The sequence below is a fragment of the Streptomyces sp. NPDC059718 genome (assembly GCF_042733315.1).
Taxonomy (GTDB): domain Bacteria; phylum Actinomycetota; class Actinomycetes; order Streptomycetales; family Streptomycetaceae; genus Actinacidiphila.
The window spans coordinates 411,292-437,974 of sequence record NZ_JBHWGA010000001.1 but is presented as its reverse complement, the minus strand read 5'-3'; the positions used below and the strand labels follow the sequence as shown (position 1 = coordinate 437,974).

At 72.4% G+C, this 26,683-nt stretch carries 22 protein-coding genes; 4 read left to right on the top strand and 18 right to left on the bottom strand.

Annotated features, from left to right (window positions below):
• Positions 1 to 22 precede the first annotated feature (22 nt).
• Entirely contained in the window at positions 23 to 925 is a 903-nt protein-coding gene (locus tag ACFV3E_RS02050) for a hypothetical protein (protein WP_499511295.1), read from the top strand.
• Here the strand turns inward: ACFV3E_RS02050 and ACFV3E_RS02045 are convergent, their stop codons facing one another.
• From ACFV3E_RS02045 to ACFV3E_RS02030, 4 genes are read right to left on the bottom strand one after another with little or no spacing between them, the layout of a single operon-like run.
• Entirely contained in the window at positions 926 to 1,906 is a 981-nt protein-coding gene (locus ACFV3E_RS02045) for an alpha/beta fold hydrolase (protein WP_500532994.1), read from the bottom strand. It lies immediately after the preceding gene.
• Between the two features lie 26 nt (positions 1,907 to 1,932).
• Positions 1,933 to 3,762, bottom strand: coding sequence for an alkyl/aryl-sulfatase (locus ACFV3E_RS02040; protein ID WP_500532935.1), 1,830 nt, complete (start codon positions 3,760 to 3,762; stop codon positions 1,933 to 1,935).
• A 38-nt stretch (positions 3,763 to 3,800) separates the two neighbouring features.
• Complete coding sequence (locus ACFV3E_RS02035) at positions 3,801 to 4,865, bottom strand: glycoside hydrolase family 113 (RefSeq protein ID WP_500532934.1); 1,065 nt, start codon at positions 4,863 to 4,865, stop codon at positions 3,801 to 3,803.
• Positions 4,862 to 6,712 carry a DUF2334 domain-containing protein gene (locus tag ACFV3E_RS02030; RefSeq protein WP_500532933.1) on the bottom strand — a complete coding sequence of 617 codons (1,851 nt, stop codon included), beginning with the start codon at positions 6,710 to 6,712 and terminating at the stop codon, positions 4,862 to 4,864. Before ACFV3E_RS02030 ends, ACFV3E_RS02035 begins: the two co-directional genes overlap by 4 nt.
• A gap of 528 nt (positions 6,713 to 7,240) precedes the next feature.
• On the opposite strand from ACFV3E_RS02030, the gene ACFV3E_RS02025 reads away from it, so the two are divergent.
• The 3 genes from ACFV3E_RS02025 to ACFV3E_RS02015 are packed head-to-tail and all read left to right on the top strand — an operon-like array spanning position 7,241 to position 10,450.
• The gene (locus ACFV3E_RS02025; protein WP_500532932.1) at positions 7,241 to 8,485 is read left to right on the top strand and encodes a glycosyltransferase family 2 protein; all 1,245 of its coding nucleotides are present in this window, start codon (positions 7,241 to 7,243) and stop codon (positions 8,483 to 8,485) included.
• A 55-nt stretch (positions 8,486 to 8,540) separates the two neighbouring features.
• Positions 8,541 to 9,743 carry a non-hydrolyzing UDP-N-acetylglucosamine 2-epimerase gene (gene wecB, locus ACFV3E_RS02020; RefSeq protein ID WP_500532931.1) on the top strand — a complete coding sequence of 401 codons (1,203 nt, stop codon included), beginning with the start codon at positions 8,541 to 8,543 and terminating at the stop codon, positions 9,741 to 9,743.
• Positions 9,740 to 10,450, top strand: coding sequence for a calcium-binding protein (locus ACFV3E_RS02015; protein ID WP_500532930.1), 711 nt, complete (start codon positions 9,740 to 9,742; stop codon positions 10,448 to 10,450). The genes wecB and ACFV3E_RS02015 overlap by 4 nt, the downstream gene beginning before the upstream one ends.
• 62 nt (positions 10,451 to 10,512) lie before the next feature.
• On the opposite strand, the gene ACFV3E_RS02010 is transcribed toward ACFV3E_RS02015, so the two are convergent.
• The 14 genes from ACFV3E_RS02010 to hisI form a co-directional block, all read right to left on the bottom strand.
• A complete protein-coding gene (locus ACFV3E_RS02010; RefSeq protein WP_500532929.1) occupies positions 10,513 to 11,973 on the bottom strand; it encodes a glutamate synthase subunit beta in 1,461 nt (486 codons plus the stop codon).
• Entirely contained in the window at positions 11,966 to 16,555 is a 4,590-nt protein-coding gene (gltB, locus tag ACFV3E_RS02005) for a glutamate synthase large subunit (protein WP_500532993.1), read from the bottom strand. Before gltB ends, ACFV3E_RS02010 begins: the two co-directional genes overlap by 8 nt.
• 274 nt (positions 16,556 to 16,829) lie before the next feature.
• Positions 16,830 to 17,561 carry a VIT1/CCC1 transporter family protein gene (locus tag ACFV3E_RS02000; RefSeq protein ID WP_500532928.1) on the bottom strand — a complete coding sequence of 244 codons (732 nt, stop codon included), beginning with the start codon at positions 17,559 to 17,561 and terminating at the stop codon, positions 16,830 to 16,832.
• 193 nt (positions 17,562 to 17,754) lie between these two features.
• Positions 17,755 to 18,783: a prolipoprotein diacylglyceryl transferase gene (gene lgt, locus ACFV3E_RS01995; RefSeq protein ID WP_500532927.1), complete on the bottom strand. Its 1,029-nt coding sequence runs from the start codon at positions 18,781 to 18,783 to the stop codon at positions 17,755 to 17,757.
• Positions 18,784 to 18,858: 75 nt separating this feature from the next.
• Positions 18,859 to 19,755 carry a DsbA family protein gene (locus ACFV3E_RS01990; RefSeq protein ID WP_500532926.1) on the bottom strand — a complete coding sequence of 299 codons (897 nt, stop codon included), beginning with the start codon at positions 19,753 to 19,755 and terminating at the stop codon, positions 18,859 to 18,861.
• 75 nt (positions 19,756 to 19,830) lie between these two features.
• Positions 19,831 to 20,640: a tryptophan synthase subunit alpha gene (gene trpA / locus ACFV3E_RS01985; protein WP_500532925.1), complete on the bottom strand. Its 810-nt coding sequence runs from the start codon at positions 20,638 to 20,640 to the stop codon at positions 19,831 to 19,833.
• The gene (gene trpB / locus ACFV3E_RS01980) at positions 20,637 to 21,881 is read right to left on the bottom strand and encodes a tryptophan synthase subunit beta (protein ID WP_500532924.1); all 1,245 of its coding nucleotides are present in this window, start codon (positions 21,879 to 21,881) and stop codon (positions 20,637 to 20,639) included. Before trpB ends, trpA begins: the two co-directional genes overlap by 4 nt.
• A 191-nt stretch (positions 21,882 to 22,072) precedes the next feature.
• The gene (trpM, locus tag ACFV3E_RS01975; RefSeq protein ID WP_431959897.1) at positions 22,073 to 22,210 is read right to left on the bottom strand and encodes a tryptophan biosynthesis modulator TrpM; all 138 of its coding nucleotides are present in this window, start codon (positions 22,208 to 22,210) and stop codon (positions 22,073 to 22,075) included.
• Positions 22,211 to 22,218: 8 nt separating this feature from the next.
• Entirely contained in the window at positions 22,219 to 23,028 is an 810-nt protein-coding gene (gene trpC, locus ACFV3E_RS01970) for an indole-3-glycerol phosphate synthase TrpC (RefSeq protein WP_500330562.1), read from the bottom strand.
• Positions 23,029 to 23,176: 148 nt separating this feature from the next.
• A complete protein-coding gene (locus ACFV3E_RS01965; RefSeq protein WP_500532923.1) occupies positions 23,177 to 23,593 on the bottom strand; it encodes a DUF2752 domain-containing protein in 417 nt (138 codons plus the stop codon).
• A gap of 108 nt (positions 23,594 to 23,701) precedes the next feature.
• The gene (locus ACFV3E_RS01960) at positions 23,702 to 23,914 is read right to left on the bottom strand and encodes an HGxxPAAW family protein (protein WP_500330558.1); all 213 of its coding nucleotides are present in this window, start codon (positions 23,912 to 23,914) and stop codon (positions 23,702 to 23,704) included.
• 121 nt (positions 23,915 to 24,035) lie between these two features.
• Positions 24,036 to 24,713: a TIGR02234 family membrane protein gene (locus ACFV3E_RS01955; protein WP_500532922.1), complete on the bottom strand. Its 678-nt coding sequence runs from the start codon at positions 24,711 to 24,713 to the stop codon at positions 24,036 to 24,038.
• 57 nt (positions 24,714 to 24,770) lie between these two features.
• Complete coding sequence (locus ACFV3E_RS01950; RefSeq protein WP_500532921.1) at positions 24,771 to 26,291, bottom strand: anthranilate synthase component I; 1,521 nt, start codon at positions 26,289 to 26,291, stop codon at positions 24,771 to 24,773.
• A 32-nt stretch (positions 26,292 to 26,323) separates the two neighbouring features.
• Positions 26,324 to 26,671 (bottom strand): phosphoribosyl-AMP cyclohydrolase, encoded by a 348-nt coding sequence (gene hisI, locus ACFV3E_RS01945; RefSeq protein WP_499511313.1) that lies wholly within the window; start codon positions 26,669 to 26,671, stop codon positions 26,324 to 26,326.
• Positions 26,672 to 26,683 lie beyond the last annotated feature (12 nt).

Below are 26,683 nucleotides of genomic sequence, written 5' to 3'. Positions count from 1 at the left end.
TCGTACCCGCCGGGGAGGCGCCGTGACCGAGCCGTCGTCCAGCCCGATCGAACACGGCTTCCCGCACCTGGAGAAGGTCCGGGCCGCCCTCACCGCGCTGTACCGGCGGCTGTCGTACGACACGGTGAGCCGCTTCCCCGCGAGCGTGCGCCCGGAAGCCGTGGCGTTCCCCGCGGAGGAGGACCTCCATCTGGGCGCCCAGCGGGTGGCCCGGGCCATCGTGCAGCACTTCCGGCTGCCGGAGGCCCGCATGGTGGTCAGCTTCCGGGACATGGTGCACGCGGGTAACGTGGAACTGGCCGCCGGGCCCGAGTACTTCGTGGAGCTGCACGCACGCTTCCGGGACGACCGGCGCGACGTGGGGGCGGTGCTGGCGCACGAGGTCATGCACGTCTACCTGCACCGGCTCGGCCTGGAGTACCCCGGGGTGCGGGACAACGAGATCCTCACCGACACCGCCACGACCTACCTGGGCGCGGGCTGGCTGCTGCTGGACTCCTACCGGGAGGAGCCGGCGCTGCTCGGGGAGCGGCTGACCACGGCCGCGTCCAAGCTGGGCTACCTCACCCCGGAGGAGTTCGGCTACGTCCTGGCCAAGCGGGCGCAGGCCTTCGGCGACGACATCGAGCCGTGGCTCACCAGCCCGAGGGCACAGGAGGCCTACCGGACCGGGCTGCGGCTCGCCGAGGCCGATCTGCGCCATCCGCCGATGGTCGGCTGCGGCTGGGCGGGCCGCCGCCGGTACGCCCACGACCGGCGCCGCGGCGGCGCGTACCCGGCCGCGGGCTACGCCTTCGAGGGCGCCGACCCCCAGCGGGTCTCCTTCTCCTGCCCCACGTGCCACCAGCGGATCCGGGTGCCCGTGCGCGGCCGCGTGAAGGCACGGTGCGGGCTGTGCCGCACCGTGCTGGAGTGCGACACGTGATCAGCCGGTGGGCGGCGCGACCTCCCGCAGGAAGTCCAGCAGCACGGCGTTGACCTGCGCCGGGCGCTCCTGCTGGGTCCAGTGGCCGCAGCCGGGCAGCACCACCGGTTCGCGCAGCGTGGGGTGGAGCTCCCGCAGCACCGGGAGCAGCTCGGACATCCCCGGGAAGCCGTGGACGAGGTCGCGGTCGCCGGTGACGTAGAGGGCGGGGACCTGGAGGGCGGCACCGGCCCAGGGCGCGGTCAGCCGCCAGTTGCGGTCGAGGTTGCGGTACCAGTTGAGCCCGCCGGTGAAGCCTGCCTCGGCGTACTCGGCGGCGAAGGCGTCGAGGTCCTCGTCGGTGAGCCAGTCCGGGAGTTCCCCGGGCTCCTCGACGAGGTCGAGGAAGCCGCCGCCGGGCGGGACGAGGGGCTGGGCCGGGACCGGGTCGTTGGCGGGGTTGTCGCCGGACGCGCCGTACAGGAAACGACGGAAGGTGGCCCGCGGGTCGGCGGCGAACTCGGCGTCGGCGACACCGGGCCGCTCGAAGTAGTTCCAGTAGAACCGCCCGTCGTACAGCTCGCGCATGGACCGCAGCGGCGGAGTGTCGCCGCTGCGCAAGGTCGGCGGGACGCTGAGGCCCACTACGGCGCGGACGACGTCGGGCCGCAGCAGCGCGGTGTGCCAGGCGACGGGGGCGCCCCAGTCGTGGCCGACGACGACGGCCCGGCTCTCGCCGAGGGCGTGCACGAGCCCGACGACGTCGCCGACGAGGTCGAGGACGGTGTAGGCGTCGACGGCGCCGGGCCGCTCGCTGCGGCCGTAGCCGCGCTGGTCGGGGGCGACCACCCGGTAGCCGGCGGCGGCGAGCGGCGCGAACTGGTGGCGCCAGGAGTACCAGCACTCGGGGAAGCCGTGCAGCAGCAGCACCAGCGGGCCCTCGCCCTGCTCGGCGATGTGCAGCCGGATCCCGTTCGTTTCGACGGTGCGGTGGTGGACCATGGCGCCGGGCGCGCGCCGGGGGATCCTCACGGTGTGACGATCGGGAAGTCCTGGTCGGCGGCGTCCAGCAGTCCGACGAGGGTCGCGACCACCTTCAGGTCCCCCTCGTGGTCGACGCCCTCGAAGCGGCCGCCCGCGAGGAGCCGGTGCAGCTCGGGCCGGCTGAGGGTGAGCGTCAGGTCGGCGTGCCGGACGGCGGGACGCCCGTCCTGGGTGGAGAAGTAGGTGAGGGCGCCGTTGGAGAGGGTCAGGTGCCAGGTGCGGTGCTCGTCGGTGAGGCGCCAGTCGATGGTCAGGTGGACGTCCCAGGCCTTGGGGCCGTTGACGCGGATGGCGAGGGAGTCGATGAGCTGGTCGACGGTCAGGGCGGCCATCAGCTCCGGGTTCGCGATGACGACGGGGGTCCGGGTCACGCCCTGCCGCAGTTCCTGGGCGCCCATCAGGTAGAAGTTGCGCCAGGGGCCGTTCTCGCAGCCGTGCCCCAGCCGTTCGTACAGCAGGGCCAGTTCCTCCGCCGCGGCGGCGTGCCCGGGGTCGGCGAAGACGGCGTGGCCCAGCAGGGTGACGGCGAAGCGCAGGTCGCCCGCCTCGGCGTACTCCCTGGCCTTGGCGACGGTGGCGTCGGTGCCGCCGAGGCAGTCCACGTAGCGGCGCGCCTCCTCCGCCGGGGGGTGCTGCCACAGGTGGGCCGGGTTGCCGTCGAACCAGCCCATGTAGCGCTGGTAGACGGCCTTCACATTGTGGCTGAGGGAGCCGTAGTAGCCGCGGTTGCAGTGGATCCGTTCCAGGGCCGGGGGCAGGGTCAGCTCCTCGGCGATCTCGCTGCCGGTGAGGCCCCTGTTGATCAGCCGCAGGGTCTGGTCGTGGAGGTAGGCGTAGAGGTCGCGCTGGTGCGACAGCAGCCGGTGGATGCCCTCGCGGCTCCAGGTCGGCCAGTGGTGGGAGGCGATGACGACGTCGGAGGCGTTGCCGAACAGGACGAGGGCCTCGTTGAGGTAGTGCGCCCACAGCCGGGCGTCTCGGACCTGCGCGCCGCGCAGGGTGAGGACGTTGTGCATGGTGTGGGTGGCGTTCTCCGCCATGCACAGCACCCGCTTGGCGGGGAAGTGGAAGTTCATCTCGGCGGGCGCCTCGGCCCCCGGGGTGAGCTGGAAGATGATCCGGACCCCGTCGATCGTCTCGTCCTGGCCGGTGCGGGTGACCAGGACGGTGGGCGGGATCAGGGTGACGCTTCCGGTGGAAGCGGTCTGGCCGAGGCCGCAGCCGATCTGCCCGGCCGGGCCCTTGGGCAGTTCGGAGCCGTACATGTAGACGGCGCGGCGGGTCATCGCGACCCCGGCGTCGACGCTCTCGCCGGCGGCGTGCTCCAGGAAGCCGGCCGGGGCCAGGACGGGCACCGGGTCGTGGCCGTGCGGCAGGACACCGCGGGCGCCGCCGAAGTGGTCGACGTGCGAGTGGCTGTAGATGAGGGCGGTGACGGGCCGGTCCCCGCGGTGTTCGCGGTAGAGGGCGAGGGCGGCGGCGGCGCACTCGGCGGAGCGGAGGGGGTCGATGACGACGACCCCGCGGTCCCCCTCGACGAGGGTCATGTTCGACAGGTCCAGGCCGCGCACCTGGTAGATCCCCTCGACGACCTCGAACAGCCCCTGCCGGGAGGCGAGCCGGCTCTGCCGCCACAGGCCGGGGTGCGCCGTGTCGGGGCACGGGCCCTGCAGGAAGGAGTACGCGTCGCCGTCCCAGACCACCCGGCCGTCGCCGTCGGTGACGCGGCCGGGGGTCAGGGCACCGAGGAATCCCCGGTCGGCGTCGGCGAAGTCCGTCGTGTCCTCGGTTGCGCCGGGTGCGAGAGCCGTCATGACGACACAATGTCAGCGTTTCGCCTGAATTGTCACGCTCATGTGCGCCACCAGCGGCGCAGCACCTCCTCCGCGGGTTTGCCGCGCGGGCTGTACGCGAGCCGGGCCGGGGTCGCCCCGCTGTCCGGCCAGTCGTCCCACATCCACCAGCACACCCCGGCCCACCAGTGCTCCCCTTCCAGGGCGGCGAGCAACGCCTGGTACGCGGCCGCCTGCTCGGCCTCCCCCGGTTGCCTGCTGACGGTCCAGGAGTACGGGGCCGTGGTCGTCCCGCGCTGACTGACGTAGCCGGCCTCGGTGAACAGCACGCGGCGGTGGTGCCGGGCGGAGTAGCCGGCCAGCTCCCGGATGACGGGCCGCCAGGCGGCGCGCAGCCGGCCGACGTCGGCGGTGGGGCGCTCGGCCAGCGGCCAGTAGGCGTCGACCCCGATCAGGTCGAGGGCGTCCCAGAAGGGGACGTGCTCGTACTCGTCGTAGTTGGCGGCGTAGACCAGCGGACCGTCGTAGACGTCCCGGACGGCGTGGATCACCGCCCGCCAGCGCCCGCCGTCCCGCGAGGTGCCGGCCAGTTCGGTGCCGACGGAGAACTGCTCGACGCCGAGCCCGCCCGCCAGCTCCGCGTAGTGGGTGATGAAGCGCGTGTAGGCGCGGAACCAGGCATCGGGGTCGGTGGGCGTGATGCCCGCCCGGTCGCCGCCGCCGGTCAGGTCGACGTGCGGTTTGAGCAGCACCTTCAGGCCGGCGGCATGGGCCTCGCGGACGATCCGCCGCAGGCTCGCGTCGCTCGCGGTCTCCTCGGTGGTGCGCATCGAGGTGTCGTGGACGCCGGACTGGTACCAGGTGGGGGTGAAGGACACCCAGCGCGCACCGGTGGCGGCGATGCCGCGCAGGTAGCGCCCGGCGGCGGGGCTGTCGTAGTCGTCCGCGGCCCAGGAGGGCAGCGCGATGCCGCGGACGCGGTCGCCCGCGGCGGCCCCGGGACGCTCGTGCGGCCGGTCGTCGGGGCGGTCCGCGGGCCGGGCGCCGACGGTGGTGCAGCCGGCGGTGAGGGCGAGGACCGCCGCCGCGACGATGGCGGCGGCGGTCCTCCGGAGCAGGGTCACGCGGCGGTCGCGGGACTGACGAAGGTGTAGCCGAGGGCGCGGATGCCCTCGACCGTCTCCTTGAGCGGCTGGACCGGGTAGTAGGGGTGGTAGAAGAAGCCGGCGAAGCCGTCGCGGACGGCGAGGTTCGCCTTGGCCGAGGCGATCAGGTCGGCCGGCAGGCGCGCCGGGTGGTTGTTGTACGCCTCGGGCTCGTAGTTGCCGATGTTCTCGGGGAGCACGGTGGTGCCGTACACGTCCTTGACGACGTACGGGAAGAACTGCCCGATGAAGCGGTTGGGGTCGGCCGTGCTGCCGCCGAGGGTGCCCGAGAAGTAGAGCGAACGCTCGAGGCGCGCGGTGTAGTTCTGGGCGAAGACCTTGTAGTCGGTGGCGGAGGCCGCGTAGTGCGGGGTGGTCCACAGCTTGGGCACCGGCAGCCCCGCGAGGGCGAACTGGGCCGGGCCCAGGGTGACCCGGGTCTGCGCCCACAGGGCGGAGTCCCCGGCGACCGGGCCGTCGTAGACCACGTTGTCGGAGGCGTCGACGTGGGCCCGGTAGAACTCGAAGTCGTCGCCGGTGACGCCGTTGTAGGGGTTGGCGGTGTTCCCGTACTGGTGGGTGTAGCCGTGGTTCATCAGCACGGCACCATGCTGGAGCATGTACTTCAGGGTGGTGACCAGTTCGGGACGCTGCACCAGGGTGACGGTCTGCGGCCGGCCGTTGTTGTAGGTGCCGTTCGGATCCGTGTAGACGGGGATGACGTTGATGCCGTAGGGGATCTGCTCCGCGGCGAGGTAGTCGGCGATGGCCCGCAGCTGCGCGGGGTCGGAGTTGGGGCTGATGTCCTCCAGCCGCATCATGGCCCGGTGCCGCTCGGCGGTGGCGGGGGCGAGGGAGTCGAAGAGCAGGTCCTCGAAGGCGATGATCCGGTCGCTCTCGGAGACGTAGGCGAAGGGGATCTCACCGACGTACGTGAGGTTGCCCGATCGCACGGCCCACGGGAAGTCGGTGCCGGTGCTGGTGTCGCGCGCGGTGGCCAGCTGCGTCACCGCCGGGTAGCCGGGCCCCGACGAGATGGCGGGGCGCAGCACGCCGCCGTCCTGGCCGGCCGGGATCTTCCGGGTGAGGGTCTGGTTCTTGTACGTCACCTGCGTGATCGTGCCGACGCTGCCGTTCGCCTCGAAGTACGACGCGGTGGGGTCCCAGCCGTACTTGGTCTGGAACTGCGCGACCCCGGTCGCGTTCGCCAGCGACCAGATGTTGTCGGCGAGCCAGGTCACAGGACGCGTGGTGGTGACCACGTCCTGGTAGAAGGCGGCGGGGACGGCGTCGGGGATGCTCCCGCCGTAGTAGGTGGAGCCGATGTAGAAGGTGGCCGTGTACTGGTTGACCATGCCCGCGGTGTACTGCGAGACGGGCTTGGCGGTCACGGTCCCGAAGTGGCCGGCGAGGTTGGCGGTGGCCATGGCATAGAGCTCGCCGAGGTGCCCGTAGGGGCCGGCGGTGTCGTACAGCACGAGCGCGGTGGTGCCGGCGGCGGCCGCGACCGCCAGCGGGGCGCGCGCGCCGGTCAGGTCGCGGCCGGCCCGTGGCGGCTGACCGCCCCCGCGGACCGGGGCCTTGGCGCGCCGCTCCCGGTCGGCGGCGCGCTGGGCCGTGGCCCAGCCCGTGAAGTCGACCTTGCCGAGGCCGGCGCGGCCGCCCAGGAGCTCGCCGCGGTGGCGGTGGTCGCCCTTGCCGGCAGGGCCGCGCCCTGCGGCGCCGCCGGCCGGAGCGGACAGGAATGCGACGCCCAAGAGGGCCGAGATGAGCATGACGATGACGGAGACCCGGGACTTCCCGGGCCTCCTGATGCGGGATTGCATGTTTCCCCCCATTGCATCGGTTCAGAACAGGTCGCCGATTGTTCAGAGCGGCAATGCCCGCTGTCAACACGATCATCGGATTCGCCTCTCGTTCGATTTTCATTCCGGCATGGAAACCCAATGCCCCCGGAAGGGTGAATCTCCCTTTCGGCGCACACCCCGGAGCTGCGGCAATACGGGCGCACGCCCCGCGCGCGACCCCACGCACCACCTATCAGGCGATGATCATCAAAAAGTATCTGCTAACTTCCTGCCCTGAAGTTCCGGACCGTCTTTCGTGCCGGAACGCATTGGGGGGAACTCACTCATGTACGGAAGGCCCGCACTGGGCACAATGCTGCCGCTGGCCGGTATGGCCACGGCTTCGAGGGCTGTTCCTGGCATTCCGTTCGCCAGGGGTTTACAAATAGCGGCAGGAATGGGCTTCCTGCTGTATTGCCTGATCGCATTCGGTCTGATGGCGGCGAGACTCTGGCTCCGCCGACCCTCGGCCCGTGCGGCGGCCGGCCGCCCCGCCGGAGGCCGGTCATGACCGGCCAGTTCGCGTTGTGGGCCGCGACCGCCCTGATCGTGCTGGCCGGGACCTACAACACCACGCTGTTCCTGCTCTCCCGGCGCCACATCCGCCGGGTGCGCCAGCCGGGACGGCAGCGCTTCTACGTCTTCCTGCTCGCCTGCCTCAACGAGGAGAAGGTCCTCGCCGAGAGCCTGGCCCGGATCACCTCACTGCCCGCCGACAGCTTCGTGGCACTGGTCATCGACGACGCCTCCGACGACCGTACGTCCGAGGTCGCCCGGGCCGCCGACAGCTCGCGGGTCCGGCTCTACCGGCGCCGGCTCCCCGACGCCCGGCGCGGCAAGGGCGCGGCGCTCAACGCGGGCGTGCGCCACCTGCGGGCCGCAGGACTGCTCGGCCACCGCGCCCCCGAGGACGTCATCATCTGCGTCGTCGACGCCGACGGCCGGCTCGACCCGCACACCATCCAGGCCGTCGACCCGTACTTCGACGACCCGGCCACCGGGGCCGTCCAGATCGGCGTCCGCATGTACAACCGGCACCTGGGGCTGCTGGCCCGGCTGCAGGACATGGAGTTCGTCGTCTACGGCGACGTCTTCCAGAGCGCCCGGCGCTTCCTGGGCAGCGTCGGCATGGGCGGCAACGGGCAGTTCATGCGGCTGTCCGCGCTCGACACGCTCGGCGGCGACGGCCCCTGGAGCGACAGCCTGACCGAGGACCTCGACCTCGGGGTCCGGCTGATCGCGCGCGGCTGGCGCAACCAGTACTGCACCACCGCCGCCGTCTCCCAGCAGGCCGTGCTCGACGTACGGCGGCTGGTGCGGCAGCGCTCGCGGTGGTTCCAGGGCCACCTGCAGTCCGCCGGCCTGGTGCCGCTGATCCTGCGCGAGGTCGCCACCCGCCCGGCCCTGGACCTGCTCTACCACCTGTCCAGCCCGGTGCTGATCCTGCTCACCTCGCTGCTGCCGCTGTCCTTCCTGGTCGCCGTCGGCGGCACCGTCGCCGCCTCGTTCCAGGAGGGCCGGCCGCTGGTCTCGCCGATGTGGCTGCTCGGTCCGTACCTGCTCTCCTTCACCGCGGCCTACGTCTACGGCTTCGTCTACGCCAAGCGCGAGCGCACGCTCGGGCTGGTGCGCTCCGTCCTGGTGGCGCACGCCTTCATCCTCTACGGCTACATCTGGTTCGCCGCCGGCTGGTGGGGCCTGTGGCGGATGCTCACCGGCAAGCGCACCTGGCTGAAGACCGCGCGCACCTGACGGCCCGTACTCCTTCTCGTCCCGATCACCGGCACCAACGTCCCAGGGGGGAACCATGTCCGCTCACCCATCCGAATCGCCCGGAACGACGGGAACGATCCGCGCGATGCTCGTCCTCGGCACCCGGCCGGAGGTGATCAAACTGGCCCCCGTGGCACGGGCGATGGCGGCCTCGGAGCTGTTCGAGCCGATCGTGGTCACCACCGGACAGCACCGCGAGATGCTCCACCAGATGCTGGACCTGCTCCAGGTGCAGGCCAGGGCCGGGCTCGACGTGATGCGCGAGCGCCAGCAGCTCTCTGAGCTGACGGCCCGTCTGGTGGAGGGACTGGGCGAGGTCATCAGGAACGACCGCCCGGACCTGGTGATCGTCCAGGGCGACACCACGACCGCGCTGGCCGGGGCGCTGGCCGCCTTCTACGAACGCGTCCCCGTCGCCCACGTCGAGGCGGGCCTGCGCACCGGCGTCCTCGACAACCCGTTCCCCGAGGAGCTCAACCGCCGGATGATCGGGCGGATCGCCCGCTGGCACTTCGCCCCCACCCCGCGGGCCGCCGCCCACCTGCTCGCCGAGGGCACCCCGGACACCCAGGTGTTCACCACCGGCAACACGGTCATCGACAACCTGCTGTGGGTGCTCGGCGAGGGCGTCGGCCGCAGCGCCTTCCCGGGCAGCGGCCGCCGCCGGGTGCTGCTCACCCTGCACCGCCGGGAGAACCAGGGGGAGCGGATGCGCGCCATGGGCCGCGCGCTGCGCCGGCTCGGCCGGCGCGGGGACGTGGAGATCCTGCTGCCGCTGCACAAGAGCCCGGCCGTGCGCGAGGCCCTGCTGCCCGAACTGTCCGGCCACCACGCCGTGCACGTCGTCGAGCCGCTGGGCTACCCCGACTTCGCCGCCACCCTCGCCGACTGCGAGCTGGTCCTCACCGACTCCGGCGGCATCCAGGAGGAGGCGCCCAGCCTCGGCAAGCCCGCGCTGGTTCTCCGTACCACCACCGAGCGGCCGGAGGCCGTGGAGGTGGGCGCGGCCCGGCTGATCGGCACCGACCCCGAGGCGATCCTGACGGCCGCGGGCCGGCTGCTGGACGACCCGGCGGAGTACCACCGCATGGCGACCGCGGGCAATCCCTTCGGCGACGGGCGGGCGGCGAAACGCGTGCTCGCCCAGCTCGCGGAGGACTTCGGCGAGGACGTGCCCACCACGCTCTCCTCCGCGGTCCCGCCGCCCCGTGCCCCGGAGCCCTCCCCCGCGGCATGACCACCGCCCTGAGGTCCTCCGTGCTCCGGCCCCTCCGTCCCCAGCGGCGGAGGGGCCCGCGGTCCACCGGGCTGGTGCTCGCCCTGCTGCTGGTGGTGGGCGGCGTGGTGTACGCGTGCCAGGGGCGCGGCGGCACCGGGCCCGGCTGGACGGACGGCACGGTGCACGGGCCCTGGCTGTCGGTGTACGACGGCTACGGCGACAACCGCGGGGACGCCACCTCGCTGCTGCTCTCGCCGGGCGTGGCGGACCGCCCGGACGTCACGCACGCGGGCCTGGTGGTCTCCACCGAGGAGTACGGGGACATGGCGTACGGGGCGCGGACGCGGACGCTCCGTCAGCTGCGCACCCCCCGCCCCAACCCCTGGGAAGTGCCGTGGCTGGTCTGGGCGTACCGCGACCCGGAGCACTTCTACTACCTCGCCCTCAAGCCGAACGGCTGGGAGCTGGGCAAGCGCGACCCGGCGTACCCGGGCGGCCAGCGCTTCCTGGCCACCGGTCCGGCGCCGTTCCCCACCGGTCGCTGGTACCGGATCGAGGTGGAGCAGCGCGGCGCCACGCTCACGGTCACGGTCGACGGGCGCTTCCTGACCTCGTTCGCGGACGCCGAACGCCCCTACACCCGGGGCGGTGTGGGCGCCTACACCGAGGACGCCCGGGTGGAGTTCCACGACATGGCAGTGCGGCGCCTGCCCCCGGTCGGGTGAGGGCAGGCGCCGCGTTCCGTTCCGTACGCCCTTGTACGGGACGTCTCAGGTGTGACGGAGGGTCAGACCGTCAGCGGGCGATCCGTCGGGCGGATCGGGGCCGGCAGGATGCTCGCGCCGGTGAGGTAGTGGTCCACCGCGCGGGCCGCGGAACGGCCCTCGGCGATGGCCCACACGATCAACGACTGGCCGCGGCCCGCGTCACCGGCGACGAAGACACCGTCCACGTTGGTGGTGAAGTCCTTGTCGCGGGCGATGTTGCCGCGGGCGTCGAGCTCCAGGCCGAGCTGCTCGACCAGGCCGTTGCGCTGGTCGGTGCCGGTGAAGCCCATGGCGAGGGTGACCAGTTCGGCCGGGATGACCTTCTCCGTGCCGGGCTGCGGGACGAACTTCCCGTCCTGGAACTCGACCTCGACCAGGTGCAGCGCCTTGACGTTGCCGTCCTCGTCGCCCTCGAACCTCATGGTGTTGACGGCGTAGACCCGCTCGCCGCCCTCCTCGTGGGCGGAGGTGACCTTGTACGTCATCGGCATGGTCGGCCAGGGCTGGTGCGCCGGGCGGTCCTCCGACGGCCGGGGCATGATCTCCAGCTGGGTGACCGAGCGGGCGCCCTGGCGGTGCGCGGTGCCGACGCAGTCGGCGCCGGTGTCGCCACCGCCGATGACGACCACGTGCTTGCCCTCGGCGGTGATCGGCGGCGCGACGAAGTCGCCCTCCTGCACCTTGTTGGCCAGCGGCAGGTACTCCATCGCCTGGTAGATGCCGCCGAGTTCGCGTCCCTCGGCGGGCAGGTCGCGCCACTGGGTGGCGCCCGCGGCGATCACCACGGCGTCGTACCGCTTGCGCAGTGCGCTGCCCGGCATGTCCCGGCCGACCTCGACACCGGTGCGGAACTTGGTGCCCTCCGCGCGCATCTGCTCGATGCGGCGGTTGATGTGCCGCTTCTCCATCTTGAACTCGGGGATGCCGTACCGCAGCAGGCCGCCGATGCGGTCGGCCCGCTCGTACACCGCGACCGTGTGGCCGGCCCGGGTCAGCTGCTGGGCGGCGGCCAGGCCCGCCGGGCCGGAGCCGATGACGGCGACGGTCTTGCCGGAGAGCCGGTCCGGGGGCTGCGGGGTGACGTCCCCGGTGTCCCAGGCCTTGTCGATGATGGTGACCTCGACGTTCTTGATGGTCACCGCCGGCTGGTTGATGCCGAGCACACAGGCGGACTCGCAGGGGGCCGGGCAGAGGCGACCGGTGAACTCCGGGAAGTTGTTGGTCGCGTGCAGGCGCTCGCTGGCGGCCTTCCAGTCCTCACGGTAGGCGTAGTCGTTCCACTCGGGGATCAGGTTCCCCAGCGGACAGCCGTTGTGGCAGAAGGGGATGCCGCAGTCCATGCAGCGTCCGGCCTGCTTGGTGATGATCGGCAGCAGGCCGCCGGGAACGTAGACCTCGTTCCAGTCCTGCTTGCGCTCCTCGACCGGACGGGTCGGAGCGGTCTCGCGGGGCGTGGTGAGGAAGCCCTTCGGGTCAGCCATTTGCCGCCTCCATCATCTTCGCGACGGTCTCGGACTCGGAGAGCCCGGCTTGCTCGGCGGCGTTCTTGGCGGCGAGCACTGCCTTGTAGTCCCGCGGCATGACCTTGCCGAAGCGGGTGAGGGTGTGACCCCAGTCGGCGAGGAGCTTCTCGGCGACCGTGGAGCCCGTCTCCTCCTGGTGGCGGCGCACCACGTCGTGCAGCCACTTGATGTCGTCGGCGTCCAGCTCCTCGACGTTCACCATGCCGGTGTTGACGTTGTCCGGGTCGAGGTCGAGGACGTACGCGATGCCGCCGGACATGCCCGCCGCGAAGTTGCGCCCGGTCGGGCCGAGGACGAGCGCGCGGCCACCGGTCATGTACTCGCAGCCGTGGTCGCCCACGCCCTCGGACACGACAGTGGCACCGGAGTTGCGGACGCAGAAGCGCTCGCCCGTGGTGCCGCGCAGGAAGAGCTCACCGCCGGTGGCGCCGTACGCGATGGTGTTGCCGGCGATGGTCGAGTACTCGGCCAGGTGGTCGGCGCCCCGGTCGGGACGGACGATCACCCGGCCGCCGGACAGGCCCTTGCCGACGTAGTCGTTGGCGTCGCCCTCCAGGCGGAGCGTGATGCCCTTGGGGAGGAAGGCGCCGAAGGACTGGCCCGCGGAGCCGGTCAGGGTGATGTCGACCGTGTCGTCGGGCAGGCCGGCGCCGCCGTACTTCTTGGTCACCTCGTGGCCGAGCATGGTGCCGACCGTGCGGTTGACGTTGCGGATCGCGACCTGGGCGCGGACCGGGTCGCCGTTGTCGAGGGCGTCCTTGGCGAGCGCGATGAGCTCGTTGTCGAGCGCCTTGCCCAGGCCGTGGTCCTGGTCGGTGGTGCGGTGCAGGGCCGCGCCCGCGGGCAGCTCGGGCACGTGGAAGAGCGGGGCCAGGTCCATGCCCTGCGCCTTCCAGTGGGTGACGGCCGCGGTGGTGTCGATCAGCTCGGCGTGGCCGACGGCCTCCTCGATCGAGCGGAAGCCGAGCTCGGCCAGGAGCTCGCGGACCTCCTGCGCGATGAACTCGAAGAAGTTCACCACGTACTCGGCCTTGCCGGAGAAGCGGTCGCGCAGCACCGGGTTCTGGGTGGCGATGCCGACCGGACAGGTGTCCAGGTGGCACACCCGCATCATCACGCAGCCGGAGACCACCAGCGGGGCGGTCGCGAAGCCGAACTCCTCGGCGCCCAGCAGGGCGGCGATCACGACGTCGCGGCCGGTCTTCAGCTGGCCGTCGGTCTGCACCACGATGCGGTCGCGCAGGCCGTTGAGCAGCAGCGTCTGCTGGGTCTCGGCCAGCCCCAGCTCCCAGGGGCCACCCGCGTGCTTCAGCGAGGTCAGCGGGGAGGCGCCGGTGCCGCCGTCGTGGCCGGAGATCAGCACGACGTCGGCGTGGGCCTTGGAGACGCCCGCCGCGACCGTGCCGACGCCGACCTCGGAGACCAGCTTCACGTGGATGCGGGCCTGCGGGTTGGCGTTCTTGAGGTCGTGGATCAGCTGCGCCAGGTCCTCGATGGAGTAGATGTCGTGGTGCGGCGGCGGCGAGATCAGGCCGACACCGGGGGTGCTGTGCCGGGTCCTGCCGATCCACGGGTAGACCTTGTGGCCGGGCAGCTGGCCGCCCTCGCCGGGCTTGGCGCCCTGGGCCATCTTGATCTGGATGTCGTCCGCGTTGACCAGGTACTCCGAGGTGACGCCGAAGCGGCCGGAGGCGACCTGCTTGATCGCGGAACGGCGCGCCGGGTCGTACAGGCGGTCCGGGTCCTCGCCGCCCTCCCCGGTGTTGGACTTGCCGCCGATCTGGTTCATGGCGATGGCCAGCGTCTCGTGCGCCTCGCGCGAGATGGAGCCGTACGACATGGCGCCGGTGGAGAAGCGCTTGACGATCTCGGAGACCGGCTCGACCTCGTCGACGGGGATCGGGGCGCGCTCGCCGTCCTTGAACGCGAACAGGCCGCGGAGCGTCATCAGGCGCTCGGACTGCTCGTTCACCCGGTCCGTGTACTGCTTGAAGATGTCGTAGCGGCGCGAGCGGGTGGCGTGCTGCAGCCGGAAGACCGTCTCCGGGTCGAACAGGTGCGGCTCGCCCTCGCGGCGCCACTGGTACTCGCCGCCGATCTCCAGCCGGCGGTGCGCCGGGGCGATGCCGGAGGCGGGGTAGGCCTTGGCGTGCCGGGCCGCGACCTCCTTGGCGACCACGTCGAGGCCGGCGCCGCCGAGCTTGGTCGTGGTGCCGTGGAAGTAGGTGTCGACGAAGTCGGTGTCCAGGCCGATGGCCTCGAAGACCTGCGCGCCGCGGTAGGAGGCGACGGTGGAGATGCCCATCTTGGACATCACCTTCAGCACGCCCTTGCCCAGCGCCTTGATCAGGTTCCTGATGGCCGCCTCGGGCTCCAGACCCTGGAGGAAGGTGCCCGCGCGCAGCAGGTCCTCGACCGACTCCATCGCCAGGTACGGGTTGACCGCCGCGGCACCGTAACCGATGAGCAGCGCGACGTGGTGCACCTCGCGGACGTCGCCGGCCTCGACCAGCAGGCCCACCTGGGTGCGCTGCTTGGTGCGGATGAGGTGGTGGTGCACGGCGGAGGTGAGCAGCAGCGACGGGATCGGCGCGTGCTCGGCGTCCGAGTGCCGGTCGGAGAGCACGATCAGCCGGGCGCCGTCCTCTATGGCGTCGTCGGCCTCGGCGCAGATCTCGGTGAGCCGCGCGGCCAGGGCCTCGCCGCCGCCGGAGACCCGGTACAGGCCCGACAGGGTCGCGGCCTTGAGGCCCGGCAGGTCGCCGTCGGCGTTGATGTGGATGAGCTTGGCCAGCTCGTCGTTGTCGATCACCGGGAAGGGCAGGGTGATGTTGCGACAGGACGCAGGCGACGGCTCCAGCAGGTTGCCGGACGGGCCGACCGCGCTGATCAGCGAGGTGACCAGCTCCTCCCGGATGGCGTCCAGCGGGGGGTTGGTGACCTGCGCGAACAGCTGGGTGAAGTAGTCGAAGAGCAGCCGGGGCCGCTCCGACAGCGCCGCGATCGGCGAGTCGGTGCCCATGGAGCCCAGCGGCTCACCGCCGGTCTTCGCCATCGGCGCCAGGATGATCCGCAGCTCCTCCTCGGTGTACCCGAAGGTCTGCTGGCGGCGGGTGACCGAGGCGTGGGTGTGCACGATGTGCTCACGCTCGGGCAGGTCGTTGAGGTGGATCAGGCCGGCTTCCAGCCACTCCGCGTAGGGGTGCTCGGCGGCGAGCTGGGCCTTGATCTCGTCGTCCTCGATGATCCGGTGCCGGGCCGTGTCGACCAGGAACATCTTCCCGGGCTGCAGCCGCCCCTTGCGGACCACCTTGTCCGGGGAGATGTCGTCCAGCACACCGGACTCGGAGGCGAGCACGACCAGGCCGTCGTCGGTGACCCAGTAGCGCCCCGGGCGCAGGCCGTTGCGGTCCAGGACGGCGCCGACGACGGAACCGTCGGTGAAGGTGACGCAGGCCGGGCCGTCCCAGGGCTCCATCAGGGTGGAGTGGTACTGGTAGAAGGCACGCCGGGCCGGGTCCATGGAGTCGTGGTTCTCCCACGCCTCGGGGATCATCATCAGCACGCTGTGGGGCAGCGAGCGGCCGCCGAGGTGGAGCAGTTCCAGCACCTCGTCGAAGGTCGCCGTGTCGGAGGCGTCGGGGGTGCAGACCGGGAAGATCCGCTCCAGGTCCCCGCCGAAGAGGCCCGAGGCGAGCTGCGACTCGCGGGCGCGCATCCAGTTGCGGTTGCCCTTGACGGTGTTGATCTCACCGTTGTGGGCGACGAAGCGGTACGGGTGCGCCAGCGGCCAGCTGGGGAAGGTGTTGGTGGAGAAGCGGGAGTGCACCAGCGCGATCGCGGTGGCGATGCGCCCGTCGGACAGGTCCGGGAAGAAGGGCTCGAGCTGGCCGGTGGTCAGCATGCCCTTGTAGACGAGCGTCCGGGCCGACAGCGACGGGAAGTAGACGTCCGCCTCGCGCTCGGCGCGCTTGCGCAGCACGAAGGCCGGGCGGTCGAGGTCGATCCCGGACCGCGCGTCCTCGGCGTCGCAGACGAAGAGCTGGGAGAAGTACGGCATCGTCGAGCGCGCCGTGGCGCCGAGGACGTCGGGGCCGATCGGCACCTCGCGCCAGCCGAGGACGGTGAGGCCCTCCTCGGCGGCCAGCCGCTCGATGGACTCGACGGCCTTGCGGCGGTCCTCGTCCTCGACGGGCAGGAAGGCCGTACCGACCGCGTACCGGCCGGCGGCGGGCAGCTCGAAGCCGGCGACCGCCCTCAGGAACGCGTCCGGGACCTGCATCAGGATGCCCGCGCCGTCGCCGGAGTCCGGCTCGGAGCCGGTGGCCCCGCGGTGCTCCAGGTTGCGCAGCACGGTCAGTGCCTGCTCCACGAGCGCGTGGTCCGCCTCGCCGGTGAGGGTGGCCACGAAGCCGACGCCGCAGGCGTCGTGCTCGTTGCGGGGGTCGTACATCCCCTGGGGGGCGGGACGCCCGTCCATGTGGGACCACCGGCCGGAACCGGAGCCGGCGGTCTGGGGGTGCGTGGACGCGGAACGCATCGGCTCTCCCGTCGTCGTCATCTGGCATATGACATGCGCACTAGGGACGACGTTGGCCCTCTGCGATTTCGTGCAGGTTACATGATGGCCGGATGGCCGAAAAGTGGATAGCCAGTTCCATCATGTGGACTAAGCAGCGCTACGAGCAGGCAGTATGGGCCAGCATCGCTCACGTGAGACGCAGGCGACACTGCCCACGGCGCCACAGACTGATGCCCTCTGTCGGTCGCGCTGAAACGAGCGGGTAACAAGTGGCTTGTGGCCGTCACCCGGCTCAGCCGACGGCGGTGCCGAACAGCGCGCCCAGAACGAAGGTAACCCCGGCGGCGGCTCCGCCCAAGACGAGCTGCCGAAGTCCGCTGAACCACCAGCTGCGCGCCGTCACACGGGCCACAGCCGCCCCGCAGAGGAAGAGACCGATCAGCGCGACGATCACCGCGGGCCAGACCACCGTTGCGCCGATCAGGTACGGGAGCACCGGCAGCAGGGCGCCGACGCCGAAGGACAGGAACGAGGAACCGGCCGCCACCAGCGGCGACGGAAGGTCGGTCGGGTCGACGCCCAGCTCCTCGCGGGCGTGGATCTCCAGGGCCTGCTCCGGGTCCCTGGACATCTGCCGGGCCACCTCTTCGGCCAGCTCCGGCTCGACGCCCCGGGCGACGTACAGCGCGGCCAGTTCGCGCAGCTCGTCCTTGGGGTTGCGGCGCAGCTCCAGCCGCTCGACGTCCAGCTCCGCCTGGACCAGCTCCCGCTGGGAGGCGACGGAGGTGTACTCGCCCGCGGCCATCGAGAAAGCGCCCGCCGCGAGTCCCGCCAATCCGGTGATCACGATGGTCGAGGGGGCGACGTTGCCGCCGGCGACGCCGGTCATGAGCGCGAGGTTCGACACCAGACCGTCCATCGCCCCGAACACGGCCGGACGCAGCCAGCCGCCGCTGACGTCCCGGTGGGTGTGGTGCGCCACGTGGTACGGCGCGGCCCGCTCGTCCTCCACGGCTGACGGCATGGTCGATGTGCTCCTTCCCCCGGGGCGGCGATCCCCGCGTCCCTCCCTCGAACGCCTCGACCGTACGCTCGAATTCCCTGCGTTTCCAGCAAGGAAAGCCTGCCTTACCTGCGAAAACGCGCCCGGAGGGGAAACGCCGCGGCCGCCGTCACCAGGGTGGTGAACGGCGGCCGCGGGCTGCGCGACGTACGCGTCAGAGGTTCTTGGCGGGCTTGGCCTCGGCGTCGACGGGGACGGCGCCGTCCTCCTCGTCCCGGTCCGGGCCGGGCTCCGCCTCGCCGGCTTCGGTCTTCTCGGCGTCCGCGTCCGTCGCCTGCTCGCCCTTGGCGTCCCCGGCGTCCTTGGCCTTCGCCTCGGGGTCCGTCCCCTCCGCGGAGGCCTCGGCCGCGGCGACGGCCGCCGGCTCGACGACCTCCTCGCGGCCCGGCCGCAGCCTCGCCGAGACCACGATGTAGACCACGGCGGCGACGAAGACCAGGATCGACGTCCAGTCGTTCAGACGCAGGCCGAGGACGTGGTGGGCGTCGTCGACGCGCAGGTACTCGATCCAGAAGCGCCCGACGGTGTACGCCGCGACGTAGAGCGCGAAGGCGCGGCCGTGGCCGAGCCGGAAGCGCCGGTCGGCCCAGATGACCAGCAGGGCCACGCCCACGCACCACAGCGACTCGTAGAGGAAGGTCGGGTGGTACGTCGCGACGTCCAGGCTGTCCGCCGGCCGGTGGGCACTGTCGATCTTCAGCGCCCAGGGCAGATCGGTGGCGCGCCCGTACAGCTCCTGGTTGAACCAGTTGCCCCAGCGGCCGATGGCCTGGGCGAAGGCGATGCCCGGGGCCACGGCGTCGGCGTACGCGGGCAGCGAGATGCCGCGGCGCCGGCAGCCGATCCAGGCGCCGAGCGCACCCAGGGCGATGGCGCCCCAGATGCCGAGGCCGCCCTCCCAGATCTTGAACGCGTTGATCCAGTCCTTGCCCTCACCGAAGTAGAGCTCGTAACTGGTGATCACGTGGTAGAGGCGGCCGCCGACCAGGCCGAACGGCACCGCCCAGACGGCGATGTCGGCGACCGTGGTCTTCAGTCCGCCGCGGGCGACCCATCGCCTGCCGCCGAGCCACACGGCCACGAAGACACCGATGATGATGCAGAAGGCATAGCCGCGCAGAGGGATGGGGCCGAGGTGGATGACCCCGCGCGACGGGCTGGGGATGAAGGCGATGAGTTCCATGGCACTGCCGACGCTACCGTGCCGGGCGGGTGCGGCGGGCACCCGCCCGGCAACGGCTGGATAACGGGCGGGAGCTCAGCCGCCCTGCGAGGCCGCGGGAGAGCCTCCCGCGGGCGCGGAGCCGCTCGCCGATCCCGGCGCACCGGGCGACCCGGACGCGCTCGGCGGGGTGGCGCCCTGCGTCGCGGTGCCGGGCTTCTTGCCCTTGTTGGCCTCGGTGACCAGCTGCTTCAGCCGGTCCGCGGTCAGGTTGGGCTGCCCCTTGGCGAGCAGGTTCTCCCCGCCGTTGAGCAGGATGGTGGGCGTGGAGTTGAAGCCGGCGGCGCCGAAGGCCTCGTTGTTGGCGTTCACCCAGTCGTCGTACGTGCCGTCCTTCACGCAGGTGGTGAAGGCGTCGGTCTTCAGCCCCGGCACCTTGCCCGCCAGCTCCAGCAGGTAGGTCTTGTCGGCGAAGTGGTCGTCGTTCTCCTGCGGCTGGTTCTGGTAGAGGACGTCGTGGTACGCGCGGAACTTGCCCTCGTCCTGCGCGCAGGCCGCGGCGTTGGCGGCGTTGAGCGAGCCGGTGCCGCCCAGGTTCCCGTCGATGAGCCGGACGAGGTGGTACTCGACCTTGAGCTGGCCCTGGTCCTGGAGGCCGTGGATGGTGTCGCGGAGCTCGTTCTCGTAGGCCGCGCAGGCCGGGCACCGGAAGTCCTCGTACACGGTCAGGGTGGACGGGGCGTCGCTCGCGCCGTTGGGGAGGGCCAGCTTGTCCTTGCCGGTCGCGCCCACCGGGGTGACGGCCGGGGCGCCGGAACCACCGCCGCTGCCCGCCACCACGACCCCGATGACGGCGCCGACGGCCAGGACCCCCACCACGGAGCCCGCGACGATCAGCGTCCTCTTGCGCTTGTGCCGGCGCTCGTCCTCCGCGCGCTGCTCCTGCAGCCGGTCCCGGGCACTGCGCTTTCCTTCACGGTTCTTCTCGCTCACACCCAGGCACAACGAACCGGGGGCACGCTCGCGCGTACCCCCGGCCCATGTTTCGCCCGTAAGAGTGAGGCTCCGCTACCGGCGGACACCCTGGGCGAGGTCCGCCGCCAGCTCGCGCACCCCGGCCAGGCCCTGCTCCAGGTCCGGCGCGTCAAGCAGCCGCTTGACGAACGCCGAGCCGACGATCACCCCGTCCGCGAAGCCCGCCACCTCGGCCGCCTGGGCGGCGTTGGAGACGCCCAGGCCCACGCAGACCGGCAGTTCGGTCTGGGCGCGGGTGCGCCGCACCAGGTCGGCCGCCTCGGCGCCGACGCTCTCGCGGGTGCCGGTGACGCCCATCAGCGAGGCCGCGTAGACGAAGCCGGAGCCCGCCGCCGTGATCTTCGCCAGCCGTTCGTCCCGGCTGCTCGGGGCGACCACGAAGACGGTGGCCAGTCCGTGCTGCTCGGCGGCCTTCCGCCACACCTCGGACTCCTCCACCGGCAGGTCCGGCAGGATGCAGCCCGCGCCGCCCGCCTCGGCCAGCTCGGCCGCGAAACGCTCGGTGCCGTAGCGGTCCACCGGGTTCCAGTACGTCATGACCAGGATCGGCTTCCCGGTCGCGGCGTGCGCCTCCCGCACCGTGCGCAGCACGTCCTTGATCCGCACGCCGCCGCGCAGCGCGATGTCGTCCGCGGTCTGGATGACCGGGCCGTCCAGCACGGGGTCGCTGTGCGGGAGGCCGATCTCGAGGACGTCGGCACCGCCCTCCAGGGCCGCCTTCGCCGCCTCGATGCCGCCCTCCACGGTCGGGAAGCCGGCCGGGAGGTAGGCCACCAGGGCGGCGCGCCCCTCGGCCCTGGCCCCGGCCAGGGTCCGGTCCAGCAGCTCGATCCGCCCGCTCACCGCTGTGCTCCTTCAGCCTCGTCGTACAGCCCGAAGTAGCGGGCGGCCGTGTCCATGTCCTTGTCGCCGCGGCCGGAGAGGTTGACCAGGACCAGGCCCTCCTCGCCCAGCTCCCGGCCGACCCCCAGCGCGCCGGCGAGGGCGTGGGCGCTCTCGATGGCCGGGATGATGCCCTCGGTGCGGGACAGCAGGCGCAGCGCCTGCATCGCCTCGTCGTCGGTGACCGGACGGTACTCGGCGCGGCCGGTCTCCTTGAGGTAGGCGTGCTCGGGGCCGATGCCGGGGTAGTCCAGGCCGGCCGAGATCGAGTAGGGCTCGGTGATCTGGCCCTCGTCGTCCTGCAGGACGTAGGAGCGGGAGCCGTGCAGGATGCCGGGCTCGCCGACGGTGAGCGTCGCCGCGTGCTCGCCGGATTCCACGCCGTGGCCGGCCGCCTCCAGGCCCACCAGGCGCACGGACTCGTCCGGGATGAAGGCGTGGAACAGGCCGATCGCGTTGGACCCGCCGCCCACGCAGGCGGCGACCACGTCCGGCAGCCGGCCCGCGCGCTCCAGGATCTGGCGGCGGGCCTCGACGCCGATGACGCGGTGGAAGTCGCGCACCATCGCCGGGAACGGGTGCGGGCCCGCGACCGTGCCGAAGAGGTAGTGGGTGCGGTCCACGTTGGCGACCCAGTCGCGGAACGCCTCGTTGATCGCGTCCTTCAGCGTGCGGCTGCCCGACTTCACGGGGATGACCTCGGCGCCGAGGATGCGCATGCGGGCGACGTTGAGCGCCTGGCGCTCGGTGTCGATCTCGCCCATGTAGATGGTGCACTCCAGGCCGAACAGGGCGCAGGCGGTGGCCGTGGCCACGCCGTGCTGGCCGGCGCCGGTCTCGGCGATGACCCGGGTCTTGCCCATGCGCTTGGTGAGCAGCGCCTGGCCCAGCACGTTGTTGATCTTGTGCGAGCCGGTGTGGTTGAGGTCCTCCCGCTTGAGGAAGACCCGCGCCCCGCCGGCGTGCTCCGCGAACCGCGGCACCTCGGTGAGCGGGCTCGGGCGGCCGGTGTAGTGCACCAGCAGGTCGTTCAGTTCCGCGGCGAAGGCCGGATCGGACTTCGCCTTGTCGTACTCCACGGCGACCTCGTCCACGGCGGCGACCAGCGCCTCCGGGATGAACTTGCCGCCGAACCGGCCGAAGTAGCCCTCGGCACTGGGCACCCGGCCCTCGGGGTCGGGGATGAAGAAGTCTTCGGACATGACGTTCTCGGCTCCTTCGGGGGCGCGCGTCGGCAGCCCCCAGGGTTTCGCGTACCAATGGTCACGTTACGGCGCGTTCGGCGCCGCCGGCGGCATGCGCACGCCCGCGACCGGGGGCACGACGGGACGCTCACCGGCGGTACGCCGGTGGGCACGCCCGTGCCCCGGTCATCAGGAGGACGGCGCTGCCGTCAGCGCCATCGGCGCCCGTTGATCTGACCCGGCTCGCAGCCGATGTGGTAGCGCACGCGGCGGCCGAGGACGCGCCGCGCGGGCGCGCGGCAGCCACGGGGACGGCAGCCCCGGGCCAGTCGCGCGTAGGTCGTCATGGAGCCGGTCAGCCCCGTCCGTGGCGCAGCGCGGGGTGCGCGCCGGCGGCCACGAGGTCGGCCACGGCGGCCTTGGGGTCGCGGCCGGTCACCAGCGACTCGCCGACGAGGACGGCGTCGGCGCCGTCGTTGGCGTAGGCGATGAGGTCGTGCGGGCCGCGGACGCCGGACTCGGCCACCTTGACGATGTGGTCCGGGATCTCCGGGGCGACGCGGGCGAAGGTGCCGCGGTCGACCTCGAGGGTCTTGAGGTTGCGCGCGTTGACGCCGATGATGCGGGCGCCCGCGTCGACGGCGCGCTCGACCTCCTCCTCGTCGTGCACCTCGACCAGCGGGGTGAGCCCGATGGACCCGGCCCGCTCGATCAGGGAGACCAGCGCATCCTGCTCCAGCGCCGCGACGATCAGCAGCGCCAGGTCGGCACCGTAGGCGCGGGCCTCCCAGAGCTGGTAGGCGGTGACGATGAAGTCCTTGCGGAGCACGGGGATGTCGACCTTGGCCCGGACGGCCTCGAGGTCGGCCAGCGAGCCGCCGAAGCGGCGCTGCTCGGTGAGGACCGAGATGACGGCGGCGCCGCCCGCCTCGTAGTCCGCGGCCAGGCCCGCGGGGTCGGCGATGGCGGCCAGAGCACCCTTGGAGGGGCTGGACCGCTTGACCTCGCAGATGACCTTGACGCTGTCCCCGCGCAGGGCCGCCACGCCGTCCTTGGCGTCGCGCGCCTTGGCCGCCCGCTCCTTGAGCTCGTCGAGGGAGACCCGGGCCTGCCGCTCGGCGAGGTCCTCACGGACTCCGTCGATGATCTCGTCGAGCACACTCACGCGAGAGGACCCCTTCCGAAAGCGAAACGATCAAGCCAGTGAGATGTTCCACCAGCACTGCGATGGTAACCGCCGGTGGGCGGAGGACCCGCATCCGGCGGGGCGGGGGCCCACCGGACGGACCGTCCGGGCGCCCCTTCGTCGCTGGTCAGGGCGCCAGCGCGGTCCCGAACGGAAGGTTCCGGACGACGGTGAAGAGCAGCACGACACCCGTGATCGCCCACCAGTGGACGGCCCGCAGCGCGAGCGAGAAGGGCCGGCCGCGCAGCGTCCGGGTGAGCCAGACCGTCCACACCACGGCGAAGAGCAAGTAGCCCGCCACGGCCAGCGCGTTGAGGCCGAACGCCGTGCCGAAGTCGCCGTGCACGACCGCGTACGCGCTGCGCAGCCCGCCGCAGCCGGGGCAGTACAGGCCCGTGTAGTGCAGCAGGGGGCAGACCGGGTAGTGCCCGGCCTCGTTCGGGTCGAAGGTGCCGACGTACGCGAAGGCGGCGGCGACACCGCCGAGCACGCCCAGCGGGGCGGCGAGGGCAATCGGCTTCGGCCTGGCGGCGGTCTCGGTCACGCGGTGATTGTCCCGCGCCGCGCCCGCCGGGGACACCCGGGGTGGCCGGAAAGGACGCAACCGCCGCCGGCGGATGCGCCGGCGGCGGCTGCGGAGTCCGTGCCCGGGTCAGCCGTGCTGCTTCTCAGGCACCGGCTTGCCGAGGCCCGCGGCGCGCATGCCGAGACCGACCAGACCGCCCAGGGCGGCGACCGCCAGGCCGGCGAACATACCGATCGGCTCCGCCAGGACGACGAAGGCAGCCGCGACGCAGAAGCCGATGAAGGCGATGGTCACGCCGGTCCAGGCGGCAGGGGTGTGTCCGTGGCTGTTGCCCGCCATGAGTGCTCCCAAGTCGTTCTACAAAAGGGTCGTCAGTTGCTCCGCCCGCGCGATGGCGCGCGTCACGCGCCATTGTCCCCCGTTCCGCTCACGCTCCGCGCGCGGGGGGTGGCCCGGCGCGTCAGGGCGCCTCGGTGGGGTCCTCGCCGCGGTCCAGCGCCTTCCACAGGTCCTCGGGGCGCTCCTCGCCGGCGGCGGGTGCGGCGGTACGGACGGGCTGCGACGCCCCCGGGGTGTCGCGGTCGTACCGGTTCGACATCCCGGGCCAGGTCCGCGCGCGGAGGAGGGCGACGGCGCCTGCGAACAGCAGCAGCGCGCCACCGGCCGCGCAGACGCCCGGCCAGGCGCTGGTGGCGGCCCCGGTGACGGTCGTACGGCTGAGTCCGCTGGCGGTCGCCGCGGCGGCGTCCAGGGCCGCGGTGTCGCCGAGCGCGAGCAGCGCCGCCGCGAGGGCCCCGGCCCCGCACAGCGCGAGCAGCCCGCCGACGAGCAGCCGGGCCGCTCCCCGTACGGCGAAGACCGCCACGAGGGCGGCGAGTCCCACCAGCGCGAGCGCGCCCGGCACCCCGGTGACCTGGTGGCCGGAGACACTGACCGGCATCCCGCCGCCGGCGAACGGGGCGCTGCCCTTCTGCCAGGTCTTGCCCGAGGCCAGCAGCACGACCGCGGCGCCGGCCACGCCGCTCGCCAGGGCGAGGACGAGGCTGCCGCGGCCGGCCGTCCGGCGGGGTGCGGGCCCGGCGGCCGGTTCTGCGACGGTGCGGGGCTGGGGTACGGACTGGGGTACGGAACTGCTCACCGGACCACTATCCCCTCTCGCTTCCGCGCCCCGGCACGCGGGTCCCGCCGGTGGCGGTCACGCCCCGCCGCGCATCCGGCCCGCCGTGGCGACGGCGCGGAGCACCGCGGCGGCCTTGTTCCGGCACTCGGTGTCCTCGCTGACCGGGTCGGAGTCGGCGACGATGCCGGCGCCGGCCTGGACGTAGGCGGTCCCGTCGCGCAGCACCGCGGTGCGGATGGCGATGGCGGTGTCGGAGTCCCCGGCGAAGTCGAGGTAGCCCACGGCGCCGCCGTACAGCCCGCGCCGGGTGGGCTCCAGCTCGTCGATGATCTGCATCGCGCGCGGCTTGGGCGCCCCCGACAGGGTGCCCGCGGGGAAGCAGGCGGTGAGGACGTCGAAGGCCGTGCGGCCGGCGCCGAGGCTGCCGGTGACGGTGGAGACGATGTGCATGACGTGGCTGTACCGCTCGATCGACATGAAGTCGACGACCTCGACGCTGCCGGGCTCGCAGACCCTCCCGAGGTCGTTGCGGCCCAGGTCGACGAGCATCAGGTGCTCGGCGCGCTCCTTGGGGTCGGCGAGCAGTTCGTCGGCGAGCGCCTGGTCCTCCTGGGGCGTCGCGCCGCGCGGGCGGGTGCCCGCGATGGGGTGCACCATGGCCCGGCCGTCCTCGACCTTCACCAGCGCCTCGGGGCTGGAGCCGACGACGTCGAAGCCGTCGAAGCGCAGCAGGTACATGTAGGGCGAGGGGTTGGTCGCCCGCAGCACGCGGTAGACGTCGAGCGCGGTCGCCGGGCAGGGCGTCTCGAACCGCTGCGAGGGCACGACCTGGAAGGCGTCGCCGGCCCGGATGTACTCCTTGGCCGTCTCCACCGCGGCCTGGTACGCGGCGCCGCCGAAGCGCGAGGTGACCTCCTCCGGCAGCCGGGACGGCGGCAGCTCGGCGGGCGCGGAGTCCACGGGACGGGCCAGGTCGGCGGTCATGGCGTCGAGCCGCCGCACGGCCTCGGCGTGCGACTCGTCGACGCCGGTGTCGAGGTCGTTGTGGTTGATCGCGTTGGCGATCAGCAGCACCGAGCCGTCCCAGTGGTCGAGCACCGCCAGGTCGGAGGTGAGCAGCATCGTCAGCTCGGGCAGGCCCAGGTCGTCGCGGGCGTGGTCGCCGATGCGCTCCAGACGGCGTACGACGTCGTAGCCGAGGTAGCCGACCATGCCCCCGGTGAACGGCGGCAGGCCGGCGTCGTCGTGCAGGTCGCGCGGGGTGTGCAGGGCCTCGATCGTGGCCCGCAGCGCCTCCAGCGGGTCGCCGCCGGCCGGCACGCCGACCGGCGGCGTGCCGAGCCAGTGGGCCTGGCCGTCGCGCTCGGTCAAGGTGGCGGCGCTGCGGACGCCGACGAACGAGTAGCGGGACCACGAGCGGCCGTTCTCCGCGGACTCCAGCAGGAAGGTGCCGGGACGCTCGGCGGCGAGCTTCCGGTACAGGCCGACCGGGGTGTCCCCGTCGGCCAGCAGCTTCCTGCTGACCGGGATGACACGGCGGTCCCGCGCCAGCTTGCGGAAGGTGTCGAGGTCGGGGGTGACGGTGCCCGTGGTCATGCTCCGCAGCCTAGTGCCCGGGCGCGGCCGCTTCAGGCCAGCGGCAGTTCGCCCGCGTCGAAGCAGGTGCGGTCGCCGGTGTGGCAGGCCGCGCCGACCTGGTCGACCTTGACGAGGATCGTGTCGCCGTCGCAGTCCAGGGCCACGGACTTCACGTGCTGGACGTGCCCGGAGGTGTCGCCCTTGACCCAGTACTCCTGGCGGCTGCGGCTCCAGTAGGTGCAGCGGCCGGTGGTGAGGGTGCGGTGCAGCGCCTCGTCGTCCATCCATCCGAGCATGAGGACTTCGCCGGTGTCGTACTGCTGCGCGACGGCGGGGACGAGGCCGTCGGCGGTGCGCTTGAGACGGGCGGCGACGGCTGGGTCGAGCGGGGATTCCATACCCCCATTCTG

Bases quoted from the DNA above. Each gene is read 5' to 3' on its own strand.
- ACFV3E_RS02045 (WP_500532994.1), bottom strand. From the start codon at position 1,906: ATGGTCCACCACCGCACCGTCGAAACGAACGGGATCCGGCTGCACATC.
- ACFV3E_RS02040 (WP_500532935.1), bottom strand. From the start codon at position 3,762: ATGACGGCTCTCGCACCCGGCGCAACCGAGGACACGACGGACTTCGCC.
- ACFV3E_RS02030 (WP_500532933.1), bottom strand. From the start codon at position 6,712: ATGCAATCCCGCATCAGGAGGCCCGGGAAGTCCCGGGTCTCCGTCATC.
- ACFV3E_RS02025 (WP_500532932.1), top strand. From the start codon at position 7,241: ATGACCGGCCAGTTCGCGTTGTGGGCCGCGACCGCCCTGATCGTGCTG.
- wecB (WP_500532931.1), top strand. From the start codon at position 8,541: ATGTCCGCTCACCCATCCGAATCGCCCGGAACGACGGGAACGATCCGC.
- ACFV3E_RS02015 (WP_500532930.1), top strand. From the start codon at position 9,740: ATGACCACCGCCCTGAGGTCCTCCGTGCTCCGGCCCCTCCGTCCCCAG.
- ACFV3E_RS02010 (WP_500532929.1), bottom strand. From the start codon at position 11,973: ATGGCTGACCCGAAGGGCTTCCTCACCACGCCCCGCGAGACCGCTCCG.
- gltB (WP_500532993.1), bottom strand. From the start codon at position 16,555: ATGCGTTCCGCGTCCACGCACCCCCAGACCGCCGGCTCCGGTTCCGGC.
- ACFV3E_RS02000 (WP_500532928.1), bottom strand. From the start codon at position 17,561: ATGCCGTCAGCCGTGGAGGACGAGCGGGCCGCGCCGTACCACGTGGCG.
- lgt (WP_500532927.1), bottom strand. From the start codon at position 18,783: ATGGAACTCATCGCCTTCATCCCCAGCCCGTCGCGCGGGGTCATCCAC.
- trpB (WP_500532924.1), bottom strand. From the start codon at position 21,881: ATGTCCGAAGACTTCTTCATCCCCGACCCCGAGGGCCGGGTGCCCAGT.
- trpM (WP_431959897.1), bottom strand. From the start codon at position 22,210: ATGACGACCTACGCGCGACTGGCCCGGGGCTGCCGTCCCCGTGGCTGC.
- ACFV3E_RS01960 (WP_500330558.1), bottom strand. From the start codon at position 23,914: ATGGCGGGCAACAGCCACGGACACACCCCTGCCGCCTGGACCGGCGTG.
- ACFV3E_RS01950 (WP_500532921.1), bottom strand. From the start codon at position 26,291: ATGACCACGGGCACCGTCACCCCCGACCTCGACACCTTCCGCAAGCTG.
- hisI (WP_499511313.1), bottom strand. From the start codon at position 26,671: ATGGAATCCCCGCTCGACCCAGCCGTCGCCGCCCGTCTCAAGCGCACC.